This is a genomic window from Sulfurovum sp., assembly GCF_015493435.1.
Lineage (GTDB): Bacteria > Campylobacterota > Campylobacteria > Campylobacterales > Sulfurovaceae > Sulfurovum.
Genome location: NZ_WGDD01000052.1, coordinates 1 through 25798 on the forward strand (window position 1 = coordinate 1; position 25798 = coordinate 25798).

Genomic DNA, 25798 nt, shown 5'->3' on the forward strand with positions numbered 1-25798 from the left:
CAAGTTTATGCAACGGCGGTTGATGGGCATTGATCTTTTCAAGTTGTTCTTCGTAGGTAAACAGTCCTGGCATCTGGCTCTCCTTGTTTCTTGCTATTGATATATCTATTTTACCGTATTGTTGGTTTGGGTTGGGTTTTTAGAGGCGTCCTAATGTAAGTCAAAATATCACTTTAACTCTATATTGTCAGCTTCTATTAGACGCGTTAAGAGATTTTGGACGATAAATTTTTAAAAGCCTTCCAAGTCAAACTGTAAAGTGCCTGGAAGAGAATATGATCAAGGAAGTAAAAAAGAGATGAAAAACGAAGTGGGACGACCATAGAAAGTATCACAGCCAGACAGTTGTTGGCTGTGAATGGAGGAAGGATATATGATGGGGGGATCATGCGATCCTTTTTAAAACCACAACTCCGCACTGATTGAACGGGTCACCTTCAATAGTATTATGTGACAGAATTTTATTGGTATGTAATGATCTTAGGCATATCTTTTACTCTGCTTTTGCCGACCGGCTCAAGTCCCAATACCTGTCTGGGTGTCATGACGGGATGATCTGCCTTGAGAAATACTTTAAACCCCCCAACGACTTTTGCTGCTCTTGCCTCTGTATAGAGGCCGTTGTAGATCTTGATTTTCAGAGCCGGAGATCCGTGTCCGTCCAGATGCATTGCCAAATGTATTTTCTTTGTGTATCTGATAGCTTTTTTATCCCTGACCATATTTTCCGTAAACATATGCACAAGCAGGATCTTGTCTTCTTCGATATGGTTGTCTCTCAGGTATGCGGACATAAGATCCTGAACGGCATTGATCTGCGGTCCGGTGATCGATCCTATTTTCTTGCCTGGACGTACGCTGAGGTTGTCTACCGAGAACTCCGGGTCGACCGCGATGTGCACATTTTTATACTTCAGGTACTTTAGCAGGGGCTTTACCGCTTGAGCAGGACTATTTTTGCCAAGCTGGACATCGATGAAGAGAACCATGTTGTTTTCCTGTGCCGCATGAATATATTCCATCAGCTTCTTCTCGCTCAGCGTAATGACATATTTGCCATCTTTACCCGGTGAAGTGGTTGCCATTTCATAAATGAGATCAAATCCCGGAGTGACATGCTGCCCATTACCCAGGGCTTTTTCATACTGCCTGGCTCTTGCTTTTACCTTTTGTATGACGGTAGAAATAGGGTACTCCCCGAGGATTCCCATGGTTTTTACATGAGGACGGCCATAATAGGCAACGATCATATTGTAGTGGGAAGGCAGTGTTCTGAGTGCATCTTTCTCTGTCTCTGCTGCTGGCGAAGCGTATAAAAACGTTCCCATAAGCAGGGGTAGAAGTATTTTTCTGAAGTTCAGTGTCTGTTTCATTGGTGGTGGATTCCTTGTTTGATTTTAGGGATTATATCAGGATAATCATTTTCTGTCTATTTTAAAAACAAATACATTCCAATAAGGTAAAAGTACAGTCGATGGCTTTGCTTCTACAAAATCGAGAACGGTGGAGACCGCCGGGCCGATCCCGCTGCACGGAATGGTAGATATTTCCATCTCATCAAGATGTAAAAAGAGCCTGGACTCTGTCTTTTTTTGCACGGATAGGGTACAATACGACAAATATTACTGATAGAGGATCCACATGCAATCAACAGAAAAACTGAAAAATCTTCTGGAACTGGAGATCATTCCTGATCTCGAAGCGGCTATCGATGATCTTTTTGAAGCTATTGACAAAGGCAAATCTGCTTCCAAAGAACAGAAAGACGATCTTGAAGAAATGCGTGAAATGCGTACGGAGTGTTTTGCGATCGTTGAGGAGATCAAAAGAGATGAGATCGATGAGGAAGAAGCCAAAGAGCTTCTTGCCGAACTTGTCGATATGAAAACCGATGACGACGCATAGGGTGTAACATTCCACCCTCTGCGTGATATACTACAACGAGGCTCTCACAATTTCCACTGCTTTGACCATATTTTCCAGACTCGGTTTGACTTCGTCCCATTTTCTTGTTTTGAGTCCGCAGTCAGGGTTGATCCAGAGCTGCTCTTTGGGGAGTACTTCAAGCAGACGCTTAATTTGATCTACAATCTCTTCGACACTGGGGATGCGTGGGGAGTGAATGTCGTAAACCCCCGGTCCGACTTCCTGCCTGTAGCCTACTTCAGCAAAGATCTTGAGCAGTTCATTTCCGCTTCGGGCCGTTTCGATAGAAATGACATCGGCATCCATTGCTTCAATCGTCCTGATGATGTCATTGAACTCTGAATAACACATATGGGTATGGATCTGTGTTTCTTTGTCTGCCGAACTGACAGCGATCTTGAAATCTCTGACCGCCCAGCTTTCATAGGCAGGAATGTTCGATGTTCTCAGTGGATATCCCTCTTTAAATGCTGCTTCGTCGACCTGAATGATCTTGATCCCTGCCTTTTGAAGGTCGTCTACTTCGTCATGGATAGCAAGTGCGATCTGCTTGCTTACTTCTCCCCTGGAAAGGTCGTCACGTACAAAGGACCAATTCAGGATGGTCACAGGGCCTGTCAGCATCCCTTTCATGATCTTGTCCGTTCTGCTCTGTGCATAGCTGATCCACTCGACGGTCATCGGTTTCGGACGGCTGATGTCTCCGTAAATGAACGGCGGTTTGACACAGCGGCTTCCGTAACTCTGTACCCAGCCGTTTTGGCTGAACCCGTACCCTTTGAGCTGTTCACCGAAGTACTCGACCATATCGTTACGCTCCGGTTCTCCGTGCACAAGCACTTCAATACCGCACTTTTCCTGGAATGCCACACAGTCATCGATATAGTGCTGCATTTCTTTGGTGTACTGTGTTTCGTCGATCATACCGTTTTTAAATTCACGTCTTGCTTTTCTGACTTCCTGTGTTTGGGGAAATGAACCGATCGTTGTCGTGGCAAGCGGTTTGTATTTCAATACATCATGTTGAATGGCGATACGCTCTTCATAGGTACCGTCACGTTCAAATTTGCTGATGGAAGCGATACGCTGCTGTACGGAGGCATCGTGAATGAGAGAAGAGGTACGACGGCTCTGGTTGGCAGCCTGGTTTGCCTGAAGTGCCTGCTGTTCCGTTTCACTCAAAGGTTCACCGAAGAAAGTTTTGGTGATGAGGTTGAGTTCTTCCAGTTTTTCAACCGCATAGCTGAGCCAGTTTTTGATCTCTGCATCCATTTTCTCTTCATATTTGAGTGTGAACGGGGTATGCAGCAGTGAAGAAGAGGTAGAGACGATGATGTTCTCTTTTGCAACGTCTGCCGCGATCTTCTCCAGCATAGCTACCGTTGCGGCAATGTCGTTCTTCCAAATGTTTCGTCCGTCGAGCACACCGGCAATAAGCTTTTTCCCGCTTTTTGCTATGGCTTCTAGACTTCCAACATTCTTTTCTCCATAAAGAAAATCAAGTCCGATCCCCCATACTGGTGTATGTACCAGTACCCTGGTCGCTTCGGAAGAATGTTCAAAGTATGTACTTACAATGATGTTGACATTGTCTGCCGCAGTACAGAGTGCATCGTAACATGGTTTGATGAGACTGAGTACTTTGGGTTCGATGTCTTTGACAAAAACAGGTTCATCTATCTGAACGGTAACGCTCTCATCCAGTAAAGAGATCTCCTTAATAAGCTGTTCATACAGCGGCAGTATTTTGCCGAAAAATTCATAGGTGTCTCCTCTGTCCACACGTTTGGAAAGCCCGAGGAAAGTAATGGGGCCGATGAGATTTATCTTGGTGGTAATGCCCTGTGCTTTTGCTTCTTTGTATTCATTAATGATCTTGGAAGCGTTGAGGGCATAACTGTCCTCCTTGTTCAGTTCAGGTACGATGTAGTGGTAGTTGGTGTTGAACCATTTTGTCATTTCCATAGCGACAGCTTCTTTGTTCCCTCTTGCCATAGAGAAATAGAGTGCTTCATTCTCAAGCCCTTTAAAACGTGCCGGAACAGCCCCGAGCATGACGGCAGTATCGAGCATATTGTCATACAGTGAAAAATCATTGGAAGCAATAAAGTCAATGCCCGCTTCTTTCTGGTAGTTCCAGTGTCTGGCTTTGAGTTCCGATGCGGTTTTTTCAACTTCACTGAAGTCTGTTTCTTTTGCCCAGAACTTTTCCAGAACTTTTTTTAGTTCTCTCTGTTCTCCGATCCTCGGAAATCCTATTACGTAATTTTTTGACATGTGTGTATCCTTGTTTTCATAGATAATAAATAAAAATCAGGTATTTGCAGGGGCTGTGTCCTCACAGCAGCAAAAATACCGGTTCAATAGATGTTTATGACAGTTTGTATGTTTACAATGAAAAAAGGATTTGGGGAGGGTGTACGCCTGTGCGTCTGAATGCAAAGTATGTATTGTAGTACGGACAGCGCGGTATGAAGTGGTTCAACAGAAGTATCAATCGGGCTTTATGTCGGTAAAAACAGTTGCACAGACAGGCTTTTTGCAATAAAACAGGAGTAGTTCGTATGGCTTCGATAAGTCGGTTGACAAGTGGTAACATAACTACTCCTTTTTTTGATAATGAGTCGCTATTATACCAAATTTTTTTTAATTAAGTGTATATTTATCCTATTTTGTTTATATTGGCATTTCAAACTCTCGGGGTGCCTCACAAGTTGAGGCTGAGAAGGCCGCAAAAGCCTACCCGCTGAACTTGACCCGGATCATACCGGCGTAAGGAAGAGCTTTTGTAACGAACTACTATGGACGGATATTCCCCTAACGGGTACTCGGCCACTGCGTATTACACTCTTCCCTACAAAATTTATTGTTTATTAAATTTCAAAGGGAAACATCATGACCAAACCATTTAAAGAGACCATTGCCGCGTCGAACGACATTTTGACAAGAGAACCGCTGCCCGCTTCGCAGAAGATCTATGTAGAAGGATCCATACACAAAGAAATCCGCGTACCGATGAGAGAGATCTCGCTGAGCAACGATACGACACTGTGTGTCTATGATACATCGGGGCCCTATACGGACCCTTCTGTAGAGATCGATGTGGAAAAGGGCATCCCGGCCATTCGTAAAGCATGGATAGAATCACGCGGGGATGTAGAAGCGTATGAAGGGCGCATCGTCAAGCCTGAGGACAACGGTTACAATACGGATGAACAGCTGGCATTTGTTGCGGCAGGCTGTAAGGGGCTTTACCGTACACCCATCCGTGCGAAAAAAGGCAACAATGTCTCACAGTTGCATTATGCGCGTCAGGGCATCATCACCCCGGAGATGGAGTTCATCGCCATTCGTGAGAACCAGAACCTGGAAATGAGCAAACGCTACCTGAATGACGAGGAAAGGGAAAAACGCCTCAAAGGTGAGAACTTCGGAGCGAACCTGCCTGAAGAGATCACACCGGAGTTCGTCAGGAAAGAGATCGCTGAGGGAAGGGCTGTCATCCCCTGCAACATCAACCACCCCGAAGTTGAGCCGATGATTATCGGGCGTAACTTCCTGGTCAAGGTCAATGCCAACATCGGTAACTCGGCCACGACATCGAGCATCGCAGAAGAGGTGGAGAAAATGGTATGGTCCACGAGATGGGGCGGTGATACGGTGATGGATCTTTCCACCGGGAAGAATATCCACACCACGCGTGACTGGATCCTGCGTAACTCGCCGGTGCCTATCGGAACGGTGCCGATCTACCAGGCCCTGGAAAAAGTGAACGGCATTGCCGAAGACTTGACCTGGGAAGTCTTCAGGGACACGCTTATCGAACAGGCGGAGCAGGGGGTAGACTACTTTACCATTCACGCCGGACTGCTTCTGCACCATGTGCCGATGACGGCAAAACGTGTCACAGGGATCGTAAGCCGCGGCGGTTCCATTATGGCAAAATGGATGATACACCACCATCAGGAGAATTTCCTCTATACCCATTTTGAAGAGATCTGCGAGATCATGAAGGCATATGATGTGACCTTCTCTCTGGGGGACGGGCTCAGACCGGGTTCTGTAGCCGATGCGAACGATGAAGCGCAGTTCGCCGAACTTAAAACACTGGGGGAACTGACGAAGATCGCATGGAAACATGATGTTCAGACCATCATCGAGGGACCGGGGCACGTTCCGATGCACCTGATCAAAGAGAATATGGAGAAACAGCTGGAGTGGTGTGACGAAGCACCGTTCTACACGCTTGGGCCGTTAACGACAGACATCGCTCCGGGTTACGACCACATCACTTCGGGCATAGGTGCGGCGATGATAGGCTGGTACGGCTGTGCGATGCTTTGCTACGTGACACCCAAAGAACACCTGGGACTGCCCAACCGTGAAGATGTCAAGGAGGGACTCATCACTTACAAACTGGCTGCCCATGCTGCGGATATCGCCAAAGGACACCCCGGTGCCAGAGCGAGGGACGATGCCATGTCGCTGGCCCGTTTCGAGTTCAGATGGATTGACCAGTTCAACATCGGTCTCGATCCGGAGAGAGCCAGGGAGTACCATGATGAGACCATGCCGATGGAAGCGGCCAAAGTGGCGCATTTCTGTTCCATGTGCGGACCGAAATTCTGCTCCATGAAGATCTCCGCTGAGGTAAGAGAATACGCCGATGCTCTGGAGACGGACATAGAGACAGCAAAGCAGAAAGGCATGGATGAGATGAGCCAGAAGTTCCAGGAGATGGGTGGTGAGATCTACGTAGAAAGTGAAAAATTAGAAGTGAATTCCTAAGAATACCGATGCGTTGCATCGCATCCTAATAATCACACGGAGTGTGTCTGTCTCTGTGAACGACCTTGAAAGCATAGCGATTCGAGAACAGAGACGCTTTTTTTGCTTCGTTTTTTTCTAAAAAAAATGAAGGGGAAAGCACACCTCGGTTTCAACGGAGAGGAAGTAAAAGAAAAAGGATCGAATCATGAATATAGCCATCGCAGGTGCCGGTCTCGCAGGCAGAGTGGTCGCACTCAACTTGCTGAGGTCCAGTGACCACACCATTACGTTCTTTGAAAAAGACTCCAAAGAGGGTGTAACGGCTGCAGGTTTCACCGCCGCCGGGATGCTCGCTCCCTATGCGGAACTGGAGACGGCGGAGTCCATCATCTTCGAACTGGGGCACCGTTCCATAGAACTGTGGCCGGACCTGATGAAAGAGATAGGACTTTTCGACGGTTACCAACAAAAAGGTACCGTCATCACCGCTCACCCCCAGGACAGGGGAGAGCTGGAACATTTTATCGGTATGCTGCAGCGTAAAGTGGATGCCGCACAACAGATAAAATCTTTGGATAAGGAAGGGATCACCGCACTTGAACCTGACCTCTATACGCACCAGAAAGGTTTCTATATACCGAGTGAAGGTGTGGTGGATGCACAGCGTTTCATGGCTTTCTCTGTCAACTATTTCGACAGACAGAAGAATGTGGATTTCAGGGAATTCACCCTGGTCGGGAAGATAGAGCCCGGCAAAGTCCATACCGAAGAGGGGATGGAGGAGTTCGACTGGGTCTTCGATACCCGGGGCCTGGGGGCCAAAGAGCATTTTGATGACTTGCGCGGGGTACGGGGAGAAGTACTGTGGGTAGAAGCGAACGATATCGATATCACCCGTCCTACCCGGCTGATGCACCCGCGTTACAAACTTTACATTGTACCTCGTGGCAACGGATGCGAAGGGATCGACCTGGAGTATTGTGCCGACTGCAAGCTCTCACAAACGACAGGCTACAAGCGTTACCTCATAGGGGCAACAGAGATAGAGAGTGAAGACATGTCGCCTATTTCGGTGCGCTCCTCGATGGAACTGCTTTCGGCGCTCTATACGGTGCATCCGAATTTCGGGGAAGCCCGGGTGGTTAATTCGGAAACGAACTGCCGGCCGGCCTTCAGGGACAACCTGCCGCGCATAGAGAACAGTGAGAAACTGACACGGATCAACGGGCTGTATCGGCACGGGTATCTGCTCTCTCCCGCGATCGTGGAGAAAGCATTGCGTGAAGGTATTTACAATCGGTATGGGAGAAAGGGGAAATGATGATAAAAATTTCGGTAAACGGTGAGATAAAAGAGGTCTCTGAAAATTTGAATGTGAAAGAGCTCATTCAGGCTTTGGAATATAAAACAAAAGGGTTTGCCGTGGCCGTAAACACCACGTTCGTAGCAATTGACAGTTATGAGAAGACCATCATCAGGTATGGTGATACGATTGATATTCTGTCACCGGTCCAGGGCGGATGAGAATAATTTGAATGTTAAATAATGAATGTTTAACGAATGCGTAGGGTGCGTAAACACGCACCAAAAAAATGAGGAATTGAAAATGACCAAACATATGGAAAAAGAACGAAATACCTGGGAGATCGGCGGCAAAACCCTGAACTCGAGAATGTTTATCGGTTCGGCACTGTACCCGTCACCGGCCATTATGGAAGCGTCCATCAAAGCATCGAAGGCTGAGGTGGTAACGGTCTCCCTGCGCCGTCAGGGCGTCAACCGGGATGCGGGTGAAGGGTTCTGGAAGATCATTCGCGATCTGGGTGTGGAGGTACTGCCGAACACTGCCGGGTGCCACTCTGCCAAAGAGGCGATCACCATCGCGCAGATGGCAAGAGAAGTATTCGGTACCCACTGGATCAAACTCGAGGTCATAGGCGACCAGTACAATCTCCAGCCCGATCCCTATGAAACGGTCGAAGCGGCAAAAGTCCTTGTCAAGAAAGGTTTCGAAGTCTTCCCCTACACAACGGATGACCTTGTCGTAGCCAAAAAACTCGTCGATGCCGGCTGTAAGATCCTGATGCCGTGGGGGTCGCCCATAGGTTCGGGAAAAGGCTTGATGAACCCTTATAATCTGAAAGCGATTCGGGAAGCCTTTCCGGACATGCCGCTCATCATCGATGCCGGGATAGGAAAACCTTCCCATGCCATAGAGGCGATGGAACTCGGCTATGACGGCATCCTGTTGAATTCGGCAGTGGCTTTGGCCCAGGATCCCGCAGCCATGGCAAAAGCTTTTGCCATGGCTGTAGAAGCAGGGCGCACAGGCTATGAAGCCGGAGCGATGCAGGAGCGCGAGTTCGCCTCACCTTCCACACCGACAGTAGGCACGCCTTTCTGGCACCATGAAAAGTAGGGTGCGTAAGCACGCACCGACTGAAATGAGGGTAAAAATATATAAAGCTCCTGAAATTATTACAGGCTACGCTGTCATATATTGAAATATAATAAGGATACAGATGAAATTCCCAAAATGTGATGAACTCCCACTCGGTATCTATCCTGTCGTAGACCGGACGGATAAACTCAGACCGCTGTATGAATGCGGTATAAGTACTGCACAGCTGCGTGTAAAAGATATGGAAGGCAAAGCACTTGAAAACGAGATTACCAAAGCCATTGAAGTCTCAGAGGAATTCGGTGCCAGACTCTTTGTCAACGATTTTTGGCAGCTTGCTGTCAAACACAGGGCGTACGGTATCCATTTAGGGCAGGAAGATATTCGGAAAGCAGATGTACAGGCCATTCATGATGCCGGTATACGTCTTGGCATCAGTAGCCATACCCCCAAAGAGATCGATATTGCTTTGGGATTTGAGCCTTCCTATCTGGCGATCGGTCCGATCTTTGAAACCACATCAAAAAAGATGGTTTATACTCCGGTAGGGATTGAAGACTTGGAACGATGGGCAGAACATGTCGGGTATCCTGTTGTTGCCATCGGAGGCATCAGCCTGGAGACGATAGATGCCGTACTGAAAACCCGTGCAGCCAACGGAGTGGCGATGATACAGGGGGTACTGACCGGGGACAGAACAGCTGTAGACAAGGCAAAGACCCATGCACTGGTAGTGAAGTTCAACAAGGCATGGTAGTGTCTACACCGACCGTTCTGAGTATTGCCGGATTTGATCCTTACGGCGGGGCAGGTATTGTTGCAGACTGCAAGACAATTCATGCACTGGGAGGATATGCCCTGTCTTCCTCCACAGCAGTGACGGCACAGAATTCATGCGGGGTATCGGCTGTACAGACTGTTTCCGCCGATATGCTCAAATTGCAGCTGGAAACGCTTCTTGATGATGTCAAAGTAGATGCAGTCAAAATAGGCATGCTGGGAAACGGTGAGCTTATAAGTGTCGTTGCAGAGTGCATAGAAAAATACAGCCTGAAAAACATCGTGCTTGACACGGTACTGGTCAGTTCAAGCGGAAAGTCGCTGCTTGAAAAGAGTGCGGTCAGACGGATGGAAACGGAGCTTTTCCCAAAAGTTGACCTGATCACTCCGAATGTACCCGAGATCAATACATTTTTAAAGACAGCCTATTGCGGAGCAGCACAGGAGGTACAGAAAATCGCCATAGGCTTTTTTGAAAAAGATGTCAAAGCCGTGCTCCTAAAAGGCGGACACAGTACAGCACATGCATCTGCAACGGACTATCTTGTCACAAAAGACATGAATATAGAACAATACAGCAGCAAAAGAGTTGCAACCACACATACACACGGTACGGGATGCATACTCTCTTCGGCTGTTGCCACGGGACTTGCAAAAGGATTGTCCCTGCATGAAAGTGTTGCAGAGGCCAAAGCATTTTTGTATGACAAACTGCAGCACAGCGGTATACTTCGTTTGAAGTATGTCAATGAAATACACCATCGCAAAGAACCCCTCTTCTAAATCAGAGTATTTTTATCCTATTTAAGGATACTGCAATCATATTTTTTGTATAACATAATTACAAAATCACTCTCGGGGAGCAGACACCTTTACGTGTAAGCTGAGACAGCACAAGCCTGACCCGTTGAACTTGAACCGGATAATACCGGCGTAAGGAAGAGTTGCATGTCTACAGCAAGATGTCTATCACGCTTTATGCATCTCTCTTCCTCAGTGATCATTTATGAGGGGAACAATTATGATAAAATCCAGATTTTTAACACTGTCGCTTGGGGCGACTTCAGTACTTTTTGGCACTTCAGTCTATGCCGACGAAGTCAGTCTTGATCCGATTGTAGTCGGTGCGGACTTTAGAGAACAGAATCTTTCACAGGTTTCGAACAGCGTGACGGTTATCGGGGAGGAACAATTATACGACAAATCGACCGAACCGTTCATCGAAGTACTGACAAGTGCACCCAACGTCAATTTTACAGCAGGTGCATCCAGGGCGAAACATATACAGATCAGAGGTATAGGAGAACGCAGCCAGTTCGAAACGCCGGTCAATCCTTCCGTGGGCATTATTTACGATGGTATTGATTTTTCCCAGAATCCGCTGGGTATCACTCTGTTTGATGTCAAGCAGATCGAAGTACTTCGCGGACCGCAGGGAACAACCTTCGGTGCAAACGGGATGGCCGGGGTGATTGTGGTTGAAAGCAATGAACCCACAGAAGAGTATACCGGCCATTTTGAAGCAACAGTCGGAAATTACAATACCAAAGCAGTCGGTGCGGCAGTCGGCGGCAGTATCATCGATGACAGGCTGCTTGGACGAATCTCTGTCTACAAGAACAGCAGCGACGGCTATATGAAGAACAGCTATCTCGGCAGAGACGATACCAACAACATTGATGAGCTTACTGTGAACGGACAGCTGAAATGGCATGTGAGTGACGAGCATACGATTGACCTGACCGTGATGCATGTAGACATAGACAACGGCTACGATGCCTTTACTCTGGACAATTCATGGGTATCCCACTCCGATATGCCGGGGAAAGATACCCTGCTGAGCAATGCTTTTGCCCTGAAATCGACTTATCAGGTCAACAGCGGTATGCATCTCATCACTTCTTTGAGTCACAGCAATTCAGATTCCCAATACAGTTATGATGAGGATTGGTCATATGTCGGTGAGTTTGACGATTCATTGTGGCCGTACAGCTGGTTTGACCAGTATCTCAGAAACAGAAAGCAGACCGACTTTGATATGCGTATGATTTCAGATGAATCGGGAAAACTCTTTAACGGTACGACTGCATGGACTTTCGGTATTTATTATAAAGATTACAGTGAAGATTTGACAAGAAACCATTTTATGGATGACCACTGGGAAACTTTTACACATAATTACGATACGACAAATAAGGCGATCTACGGCCAGATAGACAGTGAACTGACCGATAAACTTGTCTTTACCCTGGGATTGAGAACCGAAAACTGGGAAGTAGACTATCGTGATTCCAATGCCTTTACGGAAAATACGGATGAAAATCTTTACGGAGGCAAGATCGGTCTGAGCTACAGGGCAGATGAGACGGCACGTTACTATGTCACACTTTCCAGAGGCTACAAGCCCGGCGGTGTCAATGCGGACAATACCATACCGGCCAAAGACAGGACGTATCAGACTGAGACACTGTGGAATCTCGATGTTGGGGTCAATTCGAACTATTTTGACAACAAACTTGTGAACAGACTGAACTTTTTCTACGGTAAACGCAGGGACCAGCAGGTTAAAACCTATATTGAACAAAGCCGAAGCTTTTCGGACTATTTTGACAATGCGGCCAAAGGAACCTACTACGGACTGGAGTCAGAGCTTGACTACTATCCTGCAGAGACACTGCATTTGTATACCAAACTGGGACTGCTTCATGCAGAATTTGATGCGTACACTCCGGAAATGACAGGCAGGGCGCCGGCACAGTCGCCGAACTATCAGTATAATGTCGGATTTGATTATGATTTTATAGAAAACTGGCGCTTCAAAGCCAATGTTGAAGGAATGGGAAGCTATTATTTCTCCAACACACATAACCAAAAATCCGATGCGTACACACTGCTTAACAGCAGTATAGAATACACAAACGGCAATTTTGGTGTAACACTCTGGGGCAGAAACCTGGCAGATACCGAATATGATGTAAGAGGTTTCTATTTTGGAAATGATCCTTCAAAAGATTATGCAGATACCTTGTACACGCAAAAAGGAACACCGAGGACCTTTGGTTTGACTGCAAGTTACGATTTTTAAGGTATGAAGATGCAAACAGACTACAGGGTAAAAGGACAATACTGACATGGAATTGGGCTGGCAGAGTATTCTCGAAGCATTCGCAATGATGTCCGGATGGGAGATCACAGCGACAGTACTGGGTATTTGCTACGTACTGCTTGCTGCCAGGGAGTCCCAGTGGGCCTGGCCTTTTGCTTTTTTCAGTACACTGATCTATACGGTTATTTTCTGGGACGGTGCATTGCTCTCCTCTTCTATCCTCAATTTCTACTATATGGTTATGGCCGTCTACGGTTTTATACTCTGGAAGAAAGATGAATACGGTGAGACCCTTGCCATCAGCCGATGGCCGCTGTCAAGACATCTCATATTTATGATCCTTGGGCTTTTGGGGGCTGTGATCCTCGGCTATCTTTCTGAAACATATGCCGGAGCCAGGTTTGCCTATCATGATGCCTTTGTCATGGTCTTTTCAGGCATAGCAACCTGGATGATGGCAAAAAAAGTACTGGAGAACTGGCTGTACTGGATGGTCATAGATTCGACCGCCATAGTACTCTATTACAGGTCGGGTTATTATGCAACCATCGTGCTGTTCATCCTGTATGTGATCTTGGCATTCTACGGTTATGCCAGCTGGCTCAAGGTATATCGTGAACATCGATCTGCATAGTTATCCTCCTTTTTCCGGTAAAGAGATTGTCGGACCCAAACTCCTTCCCCAGCAGGGATATTCCAATGAGAATTATATTTTTTACGCAGAGGAGAAGCCCTATCTTCTGCGAAAATTCAAGCTTGAAGACCGTAACCGTGAATTGGAATACCGGGTACAGCTCTTGGCCTATGAAAAAGGTATTGCAGCCCAGCCGCTGATACTGGACCTTTCAAAAAATCTGATGGTATGTGAATTTTTGGAAGGGGAACACAAAACATCATTGAAGAAAGAAGATCTCGCGAGGCTTGCCACTGTGCTCAAAAAGGTGCACTGTCTCCAAACAGACGCTGAAGTTATACCGCTTGAAACGATGTTCGGCAGCATCAGTGATGGGTTGAAAGAAGTTTTTAGAGTCATTGAAACATTTCCCGAAGAACCGGTATTGTGCCACAATGACCCCAATCCGAAAAACCTCATATTCTCAGCATCCGGACTGAAACTGATAGACTGGGAATTCGCGGGCATCAATGACCGCTATTTTGATCTGGCGGCAGTCAGCGTGGAGTTCAATCTGGATCTTTTGGATGAAGCCTATTTTCTGGCATCGTATTTCAGAATGGAAGGATGGGAGAAAGAAAAACTGGAAGCGTATAAGACCGTTTACAAAGCGTTGTGTGAACAATGGTTTCAAGATAATACTTGATGTTGCGTAGGGTGCTGTGTCCCCACAGCACCCTACGGAAAAATTGTCATTTGTAGGATGTTGCATCCTGACAACATTAAAATGTTCAAATTTTACTATCTGAAGTTAGATGATAACGAATTAAGAATATATAAAAGTAATAAATTAAATAATATTGTTATGAAAAAAGTTAGTTTAAAACTTAGTTTACTTGATTTATGTTGTAATTTATCTTGAGCAATCAGTGCACCAGTCCATCCGCCAATTAGAGATAATAGATGCAATGTTTTTTCTGAGACTCTCCAGCTTCCATCTTGTGCATAATCTTTGTCTTTTGCATATATATAAAATGTAAATGTACTTATGAACAGGTAGTAGGGGAGAATATATGCTTCTATTTTTTGATTTAATGTAAAGTAAAGAAGTGTACCGTAAAATATTATAATTATTGATAGTGAAAATAACTTTATGCGACTTGTTTTTTGTGATTCAAACTTTAATCTTGCTTGATTAAATGCAATTACATTCGTAGCACAAGTTCTACCACTTTTATCTTTGGAAAGTGTAAATGAAATTCTTTCATTTAATAAAGGATGTCCTTTAAATTCACTAATATGTACAAATATTTCTTTTTTCTCTCCTAATGGAGTAATAAAACCATAACCCTTCTCTTCATTCCATTTTGTCAAAATTCCTTTTTTACGTATAAAAGAACTGTTATTGTCAATTTGAACATTAATGGCACAAGGTTTGCCTTTGGTTTGCGAAAGTGTGTATACAACAGGTTTATTCAATGATGGACGTTTTGTACGATCTTTAAATTCACTAATATGTACAAATATTTCCTTTTTCTCTCCTAAAGGAGTAATGAAGCCAAATCCTTTATCATCATTCCATTTTGTAATAATACCTTTCTTATGCATTTATAATTTATTCCACCGTAACAGACTTCGCCAGGTTCCTCGGCATATCCACATCATTCCCGAGACGTACCGATATTTCCAGTGCAAGCAGCTGTGTCACGACCATCATTTCAAAGAATTCCAGCATCGGATGTGTGTCATACTTTGTCTGAATGAAGTCGTCGGCCAGTTCAAAGGGTTCAGGCGAAATGGCGCAAATAGTTGCATCTCTGGCAGAGAGCTCTTCTACGTTTGATTTGATCTTGTCGTAATGCATGGTCTTTGGCATCAGTGCAACAGTGAAGAGGTCGGCATCGGCGAGGGCGATAGGCCCGTGTTTCATCTCTCCGGCAGGATAGCCCTCGGCATGCAGATAGCTGATCTCTTTGAGTTTGAGCGCACCTTCAAGTGCAAGCGGGAAGAAAATATCGCGCCCAATGAAGAAAAAACCGTGTCCATGCAGGTAGCGTTTGCTGAGTCTGGTCAGTTTGGCATGCAACGAGTCCGTGACGACCAGTGCTTTGGGGGTATGAAGGATCGCATCGATCTCTTTACGCATTACTTCTGCAGAAATGGTTGTTTTCTCCTGTCCCATATAAAGTGCGAGTATCCAGAGTACCATTGTCTGGGTGGCAAACGCTTTGGTGCTTGCAACCCCTTTTTCTATGCCTGCCCGTGTCAGGATGGCAGCGTCACTCTCCCGGACGATGGAAGAGTTGTCTACATTGCATATGCTCAGACTTTTCAGCCCGGCACGTTTTGCCATTTTCAGTGCTTCGAGTGTATCGGCTGTTTCGCCGCTTTGTGAAATGGTAATAAAAAGCGTATCTTTGCTCAATAACGGCTCTTTATATCTGAACTCCGAAGCGATCTCTACATCACAGCGGACTTTTGAAATGCGTTCGAAAAGGTAGGCCGAGGTCAGGGCGGAGTGGTAAGAAGTACCGCAGGCACAGATCTTGATGGCATTGATCCCTTCAAAAAAGTCACCGTCCAGTTCATCCAGGACAATTTTGTCAGCCAGTACACGGCCCATGATGGTCTCGGACATGACATAGCTCTGCTCATAGATCTCTTTCTCCATAAAGAAACGGTATCCGTCTTTCTGTGCAGAGAGTTTGTCAGCGGTAAGGGGCTGCTTTGTGAATGTTTTTGGTCCTTCTACATTGAAGAGATGGACCTCGCCCCCTTTGACATATCCGTATTCACCGTCTTCAAGATAGTAGACTTCATGCGCTTTCCCGATAATAGGGGTATCGGAAGAAGCGAAATAAACTTCGTCTCCGTCAAAACCGATGAGCATCGGCGAACCGTTTTTTGCAAAAAAGATAGTGTCGGGTGCTGCCTCGGTGATGAGCAGGATTGCATAAGCCCCCTCAAGTCTTTCGATGGTCTTCTGAAAGGAGGCAAAGGGATCGTTCATTTTATTGTGATAGCGTTCAAAGAGATGTACGATGGTTTCCGTGTCTGTCTGGCTGAGAAATTGTACCCCCTCAGCCTGCAGCTCTTCTTTGAGTTCCTGATAGTTCTCAATGATCCCGTTATGGACAACATAGGAATATTCTCCGAGGTGGGGGTGGGCATTGAGTTCTGTTGGTTTGCCGTGTGTTGCCCAGCGTGTATGGCCGATGGAGATACCAAAGCCTTCGGAAACATAATCTCTGGTCTTTTCCCTCAAGTTCGCAAGTTTTCCGATCGCTTTGAAATTGTTGAGCTTTTTACCTTCTATCACAGCAATACCGGCGGAATCATATCCTCTGTATTCCAGTTCCTGCAAACCTTCAAGCAGTATCTCTTTTTTCTCTTTCGGCCCGATATATCCTACAATTCCGCACATCGCTATTCTTCCCTGCTTAATTTATTGATAATAGTATCCGTATTATGGCAGAAATTTCCATTCTTTTCGATGAGGAAGAGATCTCTGACACGTTTTTTCAACGTATGTATTTTAGCAGAAACAATGTCGATACCCATGATATCGAAGAGGTTGATGGTATAGGCAAGAAGGCCTTTCTGATTATTGGTATGCAGTTTCATCATAGCGTAGGTTTTGGAATGTTCGCAGTCGATCTCGATTTCATTCTTTTTGATGATGGGTGTGGGCATTGTACTTTTCTGCTTTGGGTCAAATGACTTGTGCAGAATGTTTTCGATCAGCATAAGATCCTCTTCATTTGCTTTGACTGAAAAATCGATCTTAAAATATTTTAGGTCATCGAAAAGTTTGCAGATATCCATATTGACAACATCAAATGCAGAAAGTTTGGCCAGAAAATAACCAAGATTGAAAGATTCTTTCCGAATGACTTCAATGACCAGATTGTTTTCATTGCTGATCAAAAAGGCATAATTCTTTAATTCAAAAGCTTTTCTGGCGATGGCAATAATACGTTTCGGTCTATAGCGCAAAAAGAGCAGATCGGAGGGGATCTGAAGGATCTTCCGCTGCTGGGTCCGGCTGAGGGAAAGGAAATCTGCATTGCGCTTGAGACTTTGTTCTTTCTTGATCCGTTTGGCGGCTTCATCTATCATCATAGTGTGGTCCAGTGCTTCAAGTGAGCGTTGGTAGAGTATTCTGATAAGACGTGCATTGAAGGACGTATAAATGTCTTTGCCGACACCGTTCATATCGGCATAAGTCAGTATATAGATCATATCAAGCAGCTTTTTTGTCTTGAAATGGGACGCAAAAGCGATAATGACCTTTTCATTGTAAAGGTCTTCTCTCTGTGCCACATTGCTCATCAGTGTATGATAGTGAATGAGTCTTTCGCCCATTTGAATGAGTGTCGGCTCAAATTGAAGCTTTTTGGCAAAAACTTTGAAAAGTGAAGCACCGACGAGATGGTGGTCACGTTTACGCCCCTTGCCGGCATCATGGAGAAAAACAACAAGTTTGAGCATGGCTTTCTCTTCTTTGCCGAGCCGGATATACAATGATTCGATGAATGGATCCTCTATCTGTTCAAGCGAGTAGACACAGCGCAGGGAGTGAATGTCGACCGCGTACTGATGGTATCCGTCAAACTGGGGAAGATCTACGATTTTCTTAACCGGAGGAATGACATATTTGAGCAATCCGCAGAAAGAGAGTGTACTGAGAATAGAATAGGCATGAGGCCGGTAAAAAAAAGCATGAATGGTTTGGTAAAGTGCATCGTCAGGCCGTTCCGGCCGATCTGCGACAAGAAGCTGCTTGAAAAACACAGGATGTGCATAGAAGGGTTCATCTGCAGAGGTACACAGTTGCTGCAGCAGCCCGTTGAAATCTGCTTCTTTGGGATAAATGCATTTTTTGTCAGTATGGGGGGTGATATAGTCTCTTGTCAGTCTCTCCAGCCAGATCGTACTGTAGAGACGGATCACTTTGAGGCTTTCTGTCACCTTTTTGGCAAACTTCATATGCCCTTCTTTGCTTGCTTCATAGCCGAGAAGCGTTGCGATGGCCGGAATGAGATCAAGACGGAGTTTGTCCTCCTTTTTATGGGTGGCAAGATGGAGTGCGGAACGTACCCTGAAGAGAAATTCCAGTGCAATACGGAAAGGGCGGTATTCTTTCTCTTCAACGATTTCTGCAGGCAATTCTCTGATGCTGTCAACATTGTAAAAGATCTTTCCGATCCAAAAAACCAGATTGGCATCGCGGAAACCGCCTACGCCTTCTTTGAGATTAGGTTCCATTGTCAGCGGAAATCTTCGGTGTTTGTACGCCTGTTCTTCAAGTTTGAGTCTGATGAATGTTTCTGGTTCATCATGGCGTATCTTGGCAATGGCGTTCTCTGTCTCCGTCCAGACGAAATGTGAACCGTCAATAAAACGAGATTCGATCAGTGCGGTCTTAATGGTAATATCCGTTTTTGAAACGGCGTAGAGATCCTCGACTGTATGAACACGATGTCCCAGTTTCAACCCGGTATCCCAAAGAATGTAGAGTATCTTTTCGATCATCTCTTTGACATTGTATCCGGGGATATCTTTATAAACGATCATCAGGTCAATGTCCGAGTAAACACACAGCTGTTCCCTTCCGTAGGAACCGAGTGCAACGAGTGCAAGCGGTATAGCATTTTTTAACGGGGCATAATTGCCGAACATATCTCTCTGGGCCACCTGATAGACGAGTTTGAGTACGGTATCTATCTTTTTGGTATGTTTGACAAGAAAATCTTTGCCACCGGAAGTCGTAAAGGTTTCTTCAAGGGTATCAAAGTAGCATTTGATATCTTTTTTCAGAACTTTGGCGATCTCAAAATGGGGAGCATTGCTGTAAAGTAACTCTTCGATCTGTGCTTTGACTTTGTTCACTTAGTAACTCCTAATCTATAAGTGTTATAATACCCAAAAATAATTATGGATATATACAGATGGATTTGATAGAAAAGGTACGTGCCAAAGAACGGTTGAGTCAGAAAGAAGGGGAAGCGCTGTATGATCTTGATCTCTATACGCTTGGAGAACTTGCCGATGAAATACGCCGGGAAAAATACGGGAACAAGAGTTATTTTAACATCAACCGCCATATCAACCCTACGAATGTTTGTGCCGACATTTGTAAATTCTGTGCCTATTCTGCCAGCCGAAAAAATCCTAACCAGTACACTATGAATCATGATGAGATTCTGAAAATTGTTAAAAATTCCGTTGCAAACGGTGCCAAAGAAATGCATATCGTCTCAGCACACAATCCCCACGACGGTGTTGAATGGTATATGGGAGCCTTCAGAAAGATAAAAAAATCGTTTCCTGATATTCATATCAAAGCGATGACGGCTGCAGAGATCGATTTTCTCAAGCGGGAATACGGACTTACGTATGATGAGGTACTTGATCGGATGATCGAAAACGGTGTAGATTCCATGCCCGGCGGCGGTGCGGAGATATTTGATGAGAAAGTACGTGAATATCTCTGTAAAGGCAAAGTAACATCAGACCAATGGCTCGAAATTCATGAAAAATGGCATAAGCGTGGCAAAGAGAGCAATGCTACAATGCTTTTTGGTCATGTAGAGACAAGAGCACACCGTATCGACCACATGATTCGCCTGCGTGACCTTCAGGACAAAACAGGAGGGTTCAATGCCTTCATCCCGCTTGTTTATCAAAAAGAGAATAACTTTCTCAAGGTTGAAAAATTCCCGACAGGGCAGGAAGTGCTTAAAACCTATGCGATCGCACGTATTTTGCTGGATAATATTCCGCATATTAAAGCCTATTGGGCAACCTCTACGATCAATCTTGCACTCATCGCCCAGGAGTTCGGCGCGGACGATCTGGACGGAACCATAGAAAAAGAGTCCATCCAGTCTGCGGCAGGAGCGGCATCTGCACACGGTATGAATCTTGACGATTTTGTAGCTATGATCAGGAATTCCGGTTTTCAGCCTGTAGAACGCGACAGCCTCTATAACGAGCTGAAAGTCTATTGATGCTAAAATAATCACTATCAAGCACGAGGAAAAAAGTATGGTACTAATGATAGACAACTACGACAGTTTCACTTACAATGTCGTACAGTACTGCCGTGAACTGGGGGCAGATCTCAAGGTGATCCGAAATGATGAACTTAGCATTGAAGAGATCAAAGCACTCGATCCCGCAAAGATTATTCTGTCTCCCGGACCCTCCACACCCGATGATGCCGGTGTTACCCTCGATGTGATCAGGGAATTCTCCGATACGGTACCTATCTTCGGTATCTGCCTGGGACACCAGAGCATTGCACAGGCTTTTGGTGCAGATGTGGTCAGGGCAAAACATATGATGCATGGTAAGACTTCACAAATCTCTGTAGATGCACAAACACCTATCTTTAAAGATTTGCCTGACGAATTCAGAGCCACACGCTATCATTCGCTTACTGTAGAGAAAGAGACACTGCCGGAATGTATCATCGCAACTTCTCACAGCAAAGATGATGATGAGATCATGTCCCTGCAGATCAAAGGCAAGCCGATTTACGGAGTACAGTTCCACCCTGAGTCGATCATGAGCGAATATGGTCATGAAATGCTGGATAACTTCTTAAAACTCTAAGTACTTTACCTGCTATGAAAAAACAGCATTTTCTTGTAGCCCTGACTCTTTACATCGGTGCTGTCCTTTATTTGGCGATCACTACGCCTATCAGTCCGCATGAAGCAAAACTTCTTTATGCTTCTCACAATATTGCTGCTATCCTGCTACAGTGGAGCGAAGAGCATGTTCCCGGATTTTTTGGATTGCGTATTTTCTTTATTTTCTTTGGCTTTTTAAGTATCTGGCTTTTTTACGAACTCAGCAGGAGACATTTCAAAAAACGTGAAGATGCCTATCTTGCAACATTCATCTTTATGCTTCTGCCGGGTATTATTACAGCCAGTACCATGGCAAATATCGGCATTATTGTACTGCCTCTGGTGTTACTTTTTGTGCTGCTCTATGAAAAAGGGGAGACTGTATGGCTGCCTTTTATCCTGTTGGCACTTTTTTTCATCCATGAAGCATCCATCATCTTTTTTGTGGCCCTGCTTTTCTATGGTATGATATATAAAGACAAAAAACTGATTATCGTCGCATCTGCTTTCCTGCTGGTATTTATCTACCTGGCAAAGGGTATTAATATCGGAGGAAGACCGACGGGCCATTTTGCCGAGATATTCGGTCTTTATGCAACACTTTTTTCTCCGCTGGTATTCCTTTATTTTTTTTACACGATGTACCGTATACTGTTGCGGGGAAAGAAAAACCTTATTTGGTACATTTCATTTACGGCATTCGCTTTTTCTCTCCTGCTCTCAATCCGACAGCGCATTTACCTCACAGATTTTGCTCCTTACGTTCTGCCGGCAGTGGTTTTGATGCTTGATCAGTTTAACCATTCCATACGTGTGAGGCTTCCCGAATTTCAAAGATGGTACAGGCGCGGTTTTTATGTTGTTATGGCATTCTTGCTTTTAAGCGCAATGATCATCGTTTTTCATCAAACGCTGTATAACATGATGCCCAATCCGGAACAGCATTTTGCGAAACGCATTTACAAACCCTATTATCTTGTAAAAAATCTAAAGTCAAAAGGGATAAACTGTTTCGATACAGACAGCAAACGCGAAAGATACCAGTTACGATATTATGGTATTCATTCCTGCGAAACGAAGCAATAAACTGTTTCTAAAATACACAATATTTTTTTTCTACTTATAGTTTAAATTACATAAACAAAAGTTAAAACAATCTCATGTTAAACTATCAAGAACTAAATTAAAGGAGAACTCGATGGCTCAAAAAGCGATTAGAGAGTACGATGGTAAAGCAATTTTTGCAAGACATTGGAACGAATATTTTGATGGTTTCCATTATGGATTCAAGTCAGTATTGGTTACCAGTGGAGACGAACTGAGAGAGAAAGCAAAAGAACACGGTTTTGAATGGTTGAACCAGGAGCCGTTAGTTGCAAAACCCGATATGCTGTTCGGTAAAAGGGGTAAGAATGACCTTGTACTCTTTAGAGTAGAAAAGCCCGGCGATGTTACTCTGGAAGATGCAGCAAAGTGGATCGATGAGAAACAGTCTCACGATGTAACACTTCTCTCCGGAGAAAAGGGCCATCTGACACACTTTATTGTAGAGCCGTTCACACCGCATACACAGGATCAGGAGTATTATATCTCTGCAACAACTGTCGGTGAAGATGATGTACTTTTCATGTCAGCCGAGGGTGGTATGGAAGTTGAAGAAGGCTGGGACGAAAAGGTCAATGAAGTACATATTCCGATCAATATGCCTGATGCCGATATGGAAAAAATGGTCAAATCACATATTCCCCAGGATATTCCTGATGAGAATAAGGCAGCATTTGCATCATTCGCTATCCAGTTCTTCAAATTCTACAGAGATATGAACTTTGCCTATCTTGAGATCAATCCGATCGTTATGCTTGACGGTGGTGAGATGGCGATTCTTGACCTGGTTGCAAGACTTGACGATACGGCAGGCTTTATGATGAAAGATGCCTGGGGTGACATTGAATTCCCAACTGCATTCGGTATGGAAGATATGTCTGAGGAAGAGAAAGCCATTGCTGAAGCAGACAGTAAATCAGGTGCTTCTCTCAAGCTTACTATTCTCAATCCGATGGGCCGTATCTGGACTATGGTTGCCGGAGGCGGTGCTTCAGTGGTGTATGCAGATACCATTGCTGACTTTGCGGGGGTTGAAGATTTGGCGAACTATGGTGAGTACTCAGGCGGACCGACAACAGGTGAGACCAAATTCTATGCGGAAACCATCTTTGATTTGATGACAAGGTACGATGACCCAAGAGGAAAAGTACTTATTATCGGTGGCGCGATTGCGAACTTTACGGATGTTGCAAAAACATTTACGGGTATCATCCAGGCATTTGAAGAGTATGCAGATAAGCTAAAGGCACACAATACAAAGATTTATGTAAGACGTGGTGGCCCAAATTATGAGAAAGGCTTGAAAGATATCAAAGAAGCAGCAGACAGACTGGGACTCGATATTGAAGTCTACGGACCGGAAACACATGTTACTGACATTGTTAGAATGGCATTAGAGAAGTAAGGGGAAAAGAGAATGGAAAATAGATTATTTACAAAAGATACACAGGCGATCTTCTGGAACAACAACAAAACAGCGATCCAGAGAATGTTGGATTATGACTATACTATAGGAAGAGAAAAGCCTTCTGTAGCAGCCATTGTTGCTCCGACAAGCGGTAACAAATTTGAAAAGTTCTTTTACGGACCTGATGAAATCATGGTTCCTTTGTATACCTCGACTGCAGAGGCGGTCAAAGAACAGCCTCAGGCAGATGTACTTCTAAATTTTGCATCATTCAGAACAGCATACGATGTTACTATGGAAGCGATAGAAATCGATGGACAGTTCAAGACCATTATGATCACGGCTGAAGGTATCCCGGAAAGACTGGCAAGAAAAATGAACCAGGCAGCCAGAGATGCCGGTGTCACAGTAATCGGACCTGCAACAGTAGGTGCCATTGCTCCGGGTGCATTCAAAATTGCAAATATTGGCGGTACAATTACGAATATCATCAATTCCAAACTGCACAGAGCAGGTTCATGTGGTCTTGTGACACGTTCAGGTGGTCTTTTCAATGAGTTGTCCAATATTATTGCGATCAATGCTGACGGTATCGCAGAAGGTGTTGCGATCGGCGGAGACAGGTTTGTCGGTTCCGTTTTTATTGACAACCTTCTCAGAATGGAAAGAAACCCTGATGTAAAATATATGATACTTTTGGGTGAAGTAGGTGGTACAGAAGAATATAAAGTCATCGAAGCTGTCAAAGACGGCAGAATCAAGAAACCGATCATCGCGTGGTGTATCGGTACGATCGCCAAGCACTTCTCCTCAGGTGTTCAGTTCGGCCATGCAGGTGCTTCTGCGAATGCGGATGCTGAAACTGCGGCAGCAAAGAATAAAGCAATGGCTGAAGCAGGGATTTACGTACCGGATTCATTTAATGATCTCCCGGCAAAGATCGCTGAAGTCTATAACAAGCTTAGAGCAGAGGGTGTGATCGGTGAGATCGAAGAACCAGAGCTCAGAATCATTCCAAAGGTAAGAAGACCTAAGCACTTTATCTGTACAATCTCCGACGACAGAGGAGAAGAGGCAACCTACGCCGGTTTCCCTATCTCTTCTGTAGCAACACCGGATACAGGTAAAGGTATCGGTGATGTTATTTCATTGTTATGGTTTAAAAAGCAGTATCCGAAATGGGCAACAGAATTTATTGAAACTGTTATTAAAACAGTTGCAGATCATGGTCCTGCCGTTTCCGGTGCGCACAATGCGAAAGTAACTGCAAGAGCCGGTAAATCAGTGGTTGAATCACTGGTAACAGGTCTCTTGACAATAGGTCCGAGATTTGGCGGTGCAATAGACGGTGCGGCAAAGTATTTCAAGTATGCAGATGACAATGACCTCACTCCGGCAGAGTTCCTCAGCTACATGAAAAAACAGGGTGTTCCTATCCCCGGTATCGGACACAGAATCAAATCTCTTAAGAACCCGGATCTCAGAGTGACCGGTCTTATGAATTATGCAGCAGAACATTTCCCTGCTACACCGCTTCTTGACTATGCAAAAACGGTTGAAGCACTCACTACATCCAAGAAAGAGAACCTTATTCTCAATGTGGATGGTACTATCGGTATTCTCATGGTAGATATGTGGAGAGCATTGGGCTATTCTGAAGAAGATATCAATGAGTTCATCGAATCAGGTACACTCAACGCCTTCTTCATCGTCGGTAGATCCATTGGTTTCATCGGTCATGTACTTGATGAGAAAAGATTGGCTATGCCAATGTACCGTCACCCTATGGATGACATTCTCTATGATGTACAAAAGGCTGAACCTATAGCGTAATGATACAGAGAAGACACGGATTTCCGTGTCTTTCCAATTTATTTTTCTACTTTTAAACTTCACTTTCCCTAATTTATTCATTTGTAGGTTTGGCCATGCCAAATGCTAAAACAAAATAATGATATTGCAAATATCTGCTATCATCACTGACACACATTGTTAAGATTCCATATTTAATATGACCAAAGCTGCAGGATATTACAGCATAAATTAAGAT

20 protein-coding genes and 2 riboswitches are annotated in these 25798 nt (G+C 44.8%); of the genes, 15 read left to right on the forward strand and 5 right to left on the reverse strand.

Going from position 1 to position 25798, the window contains the following annotated elements; all coding sequences use genetic code 11:
- Positions 1 to 461 precede the first annotated feature (461 nt).
- Positions 462 to 1373 carry a hypothetical protein gene (locus F8L24_RS09120; protein WP_294954865.1) on the reverse strand — a complete coding sequence of 304 codons (912 nt, stop codon included), beginning with the start codon at positions 1371 to 1373 and terminating at the stop codon, positions 462 to 464.
- A 268-nt stretch (positions 1374 to 1641) separates the two neighbouring features.
- Between F8L24_RS09120 and F8L24_RS09125 the strand changes: the two genes are divergently transcribed.
- The gene (locus F8L24_RS09125; RefSeq protein WP_294954867.1) at positions 1642 to 1905 is read left to right on the forward strand and encodes a hypothetical protein; all 264 of its coding nucleotides are present in this window, start codon (positions 1642 to 1644) and stop codon (positions 1903 to 1905) included.
- Between the two features lie 30 nt (positions 1906 to 1935).
- Here F8L24_RS09125 and metE read toward each other — a convergent pair whose 3' ends face one another.
- On the reverse strand, positions 1936 to 4203 hold the full coding sequence (gene metE, locus F8L24_RS09130; RefSeq protein ID WP_294954869.1) for a 5-methyltetrahydropteroyltriglutamate--homocysteine S-methyltransferase: 2268 nt from the start codon (positions 4201 to 4203) through the stop codon (positions 1936 to 1938).
- 411 nt (positions 4204 to 4614) lie between these two features.
- Positions 4615 to 4722: riboswitch (TPP riboswitch) on the forward strand.
- Positions 4723 to 4821: 99 nt separating this feature from the next.
- On the opposite strand from metE, the gene thiC reads away from it, so the two are divergent.
- The 9 genes from thiC (at position 4822) to F8L24_RS09175 (ending at position 14302) form a co-directional block, all read left to right on the forward strand.
- A complete protein-coding gene (gene thiC / locus F8L24_RS09135) occupies positions 4822 to 6714 on the forward strand; it encodes a phosphomethylpyrimidine synthase ThiC (RefSeq protein ID WP_294954870.1) in 1893 nt (630 codons plus the stop codon).
- A 187-nt stretch (positions 6715 to 6901) separates the two neighbouring features.
- Positions 6902 to 8017: an FAD-dependent oxidoreductase gene (locus tag F8L24_RS09140; protein ID WP_294954871.1), complete on the forward strand. Its 1116-nt coding sequence runs from the start codon at positions 6902 to 6904 to the stop codon at positions 8015 to 8017.
- A complete protein-coding gene (thiS, locus tag F8L24_RS09145; protein WP_294954872.1) occupies positions 8017 to 8220 on the forward strand; it encodes a sulfur carrier protein ThiS in 204 nt (67 codons plus the stop codon). Before F8L24_RS09140 ends, thiS begins: the two co-directional genes overlap by 1 nt.
- A gap of 82 nt (positions 8221 to 8302) precedes the next feature.
- The gene (locus tag F8L24_RS09150; RefSeq protein WP_294954875.1) at positions 8303 to 9115 is read left to right on the forward strand and encodes a thiazole synthase; all 813 of its coding nucleotides are present in this window, start codon (positions 8303 to 8305) and stop codon (positions 9113 to 9115) included.
- A 103-nt stretch (positions 9116 to 9218) separates the two neighbouring features.
- Positions 9219 to 9854: a thiamine phosphate synthase gene (locus F8L24_RS09155; RefSeq protein WP_294954877.1), complete on the forward strand. Its 636-nt coding sequence runs from the start codon at positions 9219 to 9221 to the stop codon at positions 9852 to 9854.
- Positions 9854 to 10660: a bifunctional hydroxymethylpyrimidine kinase/phosphomethylpyrimidine kinase gene (thiD, locus tag F8L24_RS09160; protein WP_294954879.1), complete on the forward strand. Its 807-nt coding sequence runs from the start codon at positions 9854 to 9856 to the stop codon at positions 10658 to 10660. Before F8L24_RS09155 ends, thiD begins: the two co-directional genes overlap by 1 nt.
- 63 nt (positions 10661 to 10723) lie before the next feature.
- Positions 10724 to 10834: riboswitch (TPP riboswitch) on the forward strand.
- A gap of 64 nt (positions 10835 to 10898) precedes the next feature.
- Positions 10899 to 12962 (forward strand): TonB-dependent receptor, encoded by a 2064-nt coding sequence (locus F8L24_RS09165; protein WP_294954882.1) that lies wholly within the window; start codon positions 10899 to 10901, stop codon positions 12960 to 12962.
- A 46-nt stretch (positions 12963 to 13008) separates the two neighbouring features.
- Positions 13009 to 13617 (forward strand): nicotinamide riboside transporter PnuC, encoded by a 609-nt coding sequence (pnuC, locus tag F8L24_RS09170; protein ID WP_294954885.1) that lies wholly within the window; start codon positions 13009 to 13011, stop codon positions 13615 to 13617.
- Positions 13598 to 14302, forward strand: coding sequence for a choline/ethanolamine kinase family protein (locus F8L24_RS09175; protein WP_294954888.1), 705 nt, complete (start codon positions 13598 to 13600; stop codon positions 14300 to 14302). The genes pnuC and F8L24_RS09175 overlap by 20 nt, the downstream gene beginning before the upstream one ends.
- 95 nt (positions 14303 to 14397) lie before the next feature.
- Here the strand turns inward: F8L24_RS09175 and F8L24_RS09180 are convergent, their stop codons facing one another.
- The 3 genes from F8L24_RS09180 to F8L24_RS09190 are packed head-to-tail and all read right to left on the reverse strand — an operon-like array spanning position 14398 to position 19488.
- Positions 14398 to 15204 (reverse strand): cold shock and DUF1294 domain-containing protein, encoded by an 807-nt coding sequence (locus F8L24_RS09180; protein ID WP_294954891.1) that lies wholly within the window; start codon positions 15202 to 15204, stop codon positions 14398 to 14400.
- Between the two features lie 7 nt (positions 15205 to 15211).
- The gene (gene glmS, locus F8L24_RS09185) at positions 15212 to 17020 is read right to left on the reverse strand and encodes a glutamine--fructose-6-phosphate transaminase (isomerizing) (RefSeq protein ID WP_294954894.1); all 1809 of its coding nucleotides are present in this window, start codon (positions 17018 to 17020) and stop codon (positions 15212 to 15214) included.
- Between the two features lie 2 nt (positions 17021 to 17022).
- Positions 17023 to 19488, reverse strand: a complete 2466-nt coding sequence (locus tag F8L24_RS09190; protein ID WP_294954897.1) for an HD domain-containing protein — start codon at positions 19486 to 19488, stop codon at positions 17023 to 17025.
- A gap of 59 nt (positions 19489 to 19547) precedes the next feature.
- Between F8L24_RS09190 and mqnE the strand changes: the two genes are divergently transcribed.
- The 5 genes from mqnE to F8L24_RS09215 all read left to right on the forward strand — a co-directional run bounded on the left by mqnE (position 19548) and on the right by F8L24_RS09215 (position 25581).
- A complete protein-coding gene (gene mqnE, locus F8L24_RS09195) occupies positions 19548 to 20609 on the forward strand; it encodes an aminofutalosine synthase MqnE (RefSeq protein WP_294954900.1) in 1062 nt (353 codons plus the stop codon).
- Positions 20610 to 20646: 37 nt separating this feature from the next.
- Entirely contained in the window at positions 20647 to 21216 is a 570-nt protein-coding gene (locus tag F8L24_RS09200; protein ID WP_294954902.1) for an aminodeoxychorismate/anthranilate synthase component II, read from the forward strand.
- Between the two features lie 14 nt (positions 21217 to 21230).
- Positions 21231 to 22322, forward strand: coding sequence for a hypothetical protein (locus tag F8L24_RS09205; RefSeq protein WP_294954904.1), 1092 nt, complete (start codon positions 21231 to 21233; stop codon positions 22320 to 22322).
- 112 nt (positions 22323 to 22434) lie between these two features.
- Complete coding sequence (locus F8L24_RS09210; protein ID WP_294954905.1) at positions 22435 to 23745, forward strand: ATP citrate lyase citrate-binding domain-containing protein; 1311 nt, start codon at positions 22435 to 22437, stop codon at positions 23743 to 23745.
- Between the two features lie 12 nt (positions 23746 to 23757).
- Complete coding sequence (locus F8L24_RS09215; RefSeq protein ID WP_294954908.1) at positions 23758 to 25581, forward strand: citrate/2-methylcitrate synthase; 1824 nt, start codon at positions 23758 to 23760, stop codon at positions 25579 to 25581.
- The last annotated feature ends 217 nt before the right edge of the window (positions 25582 to 25798 follow it).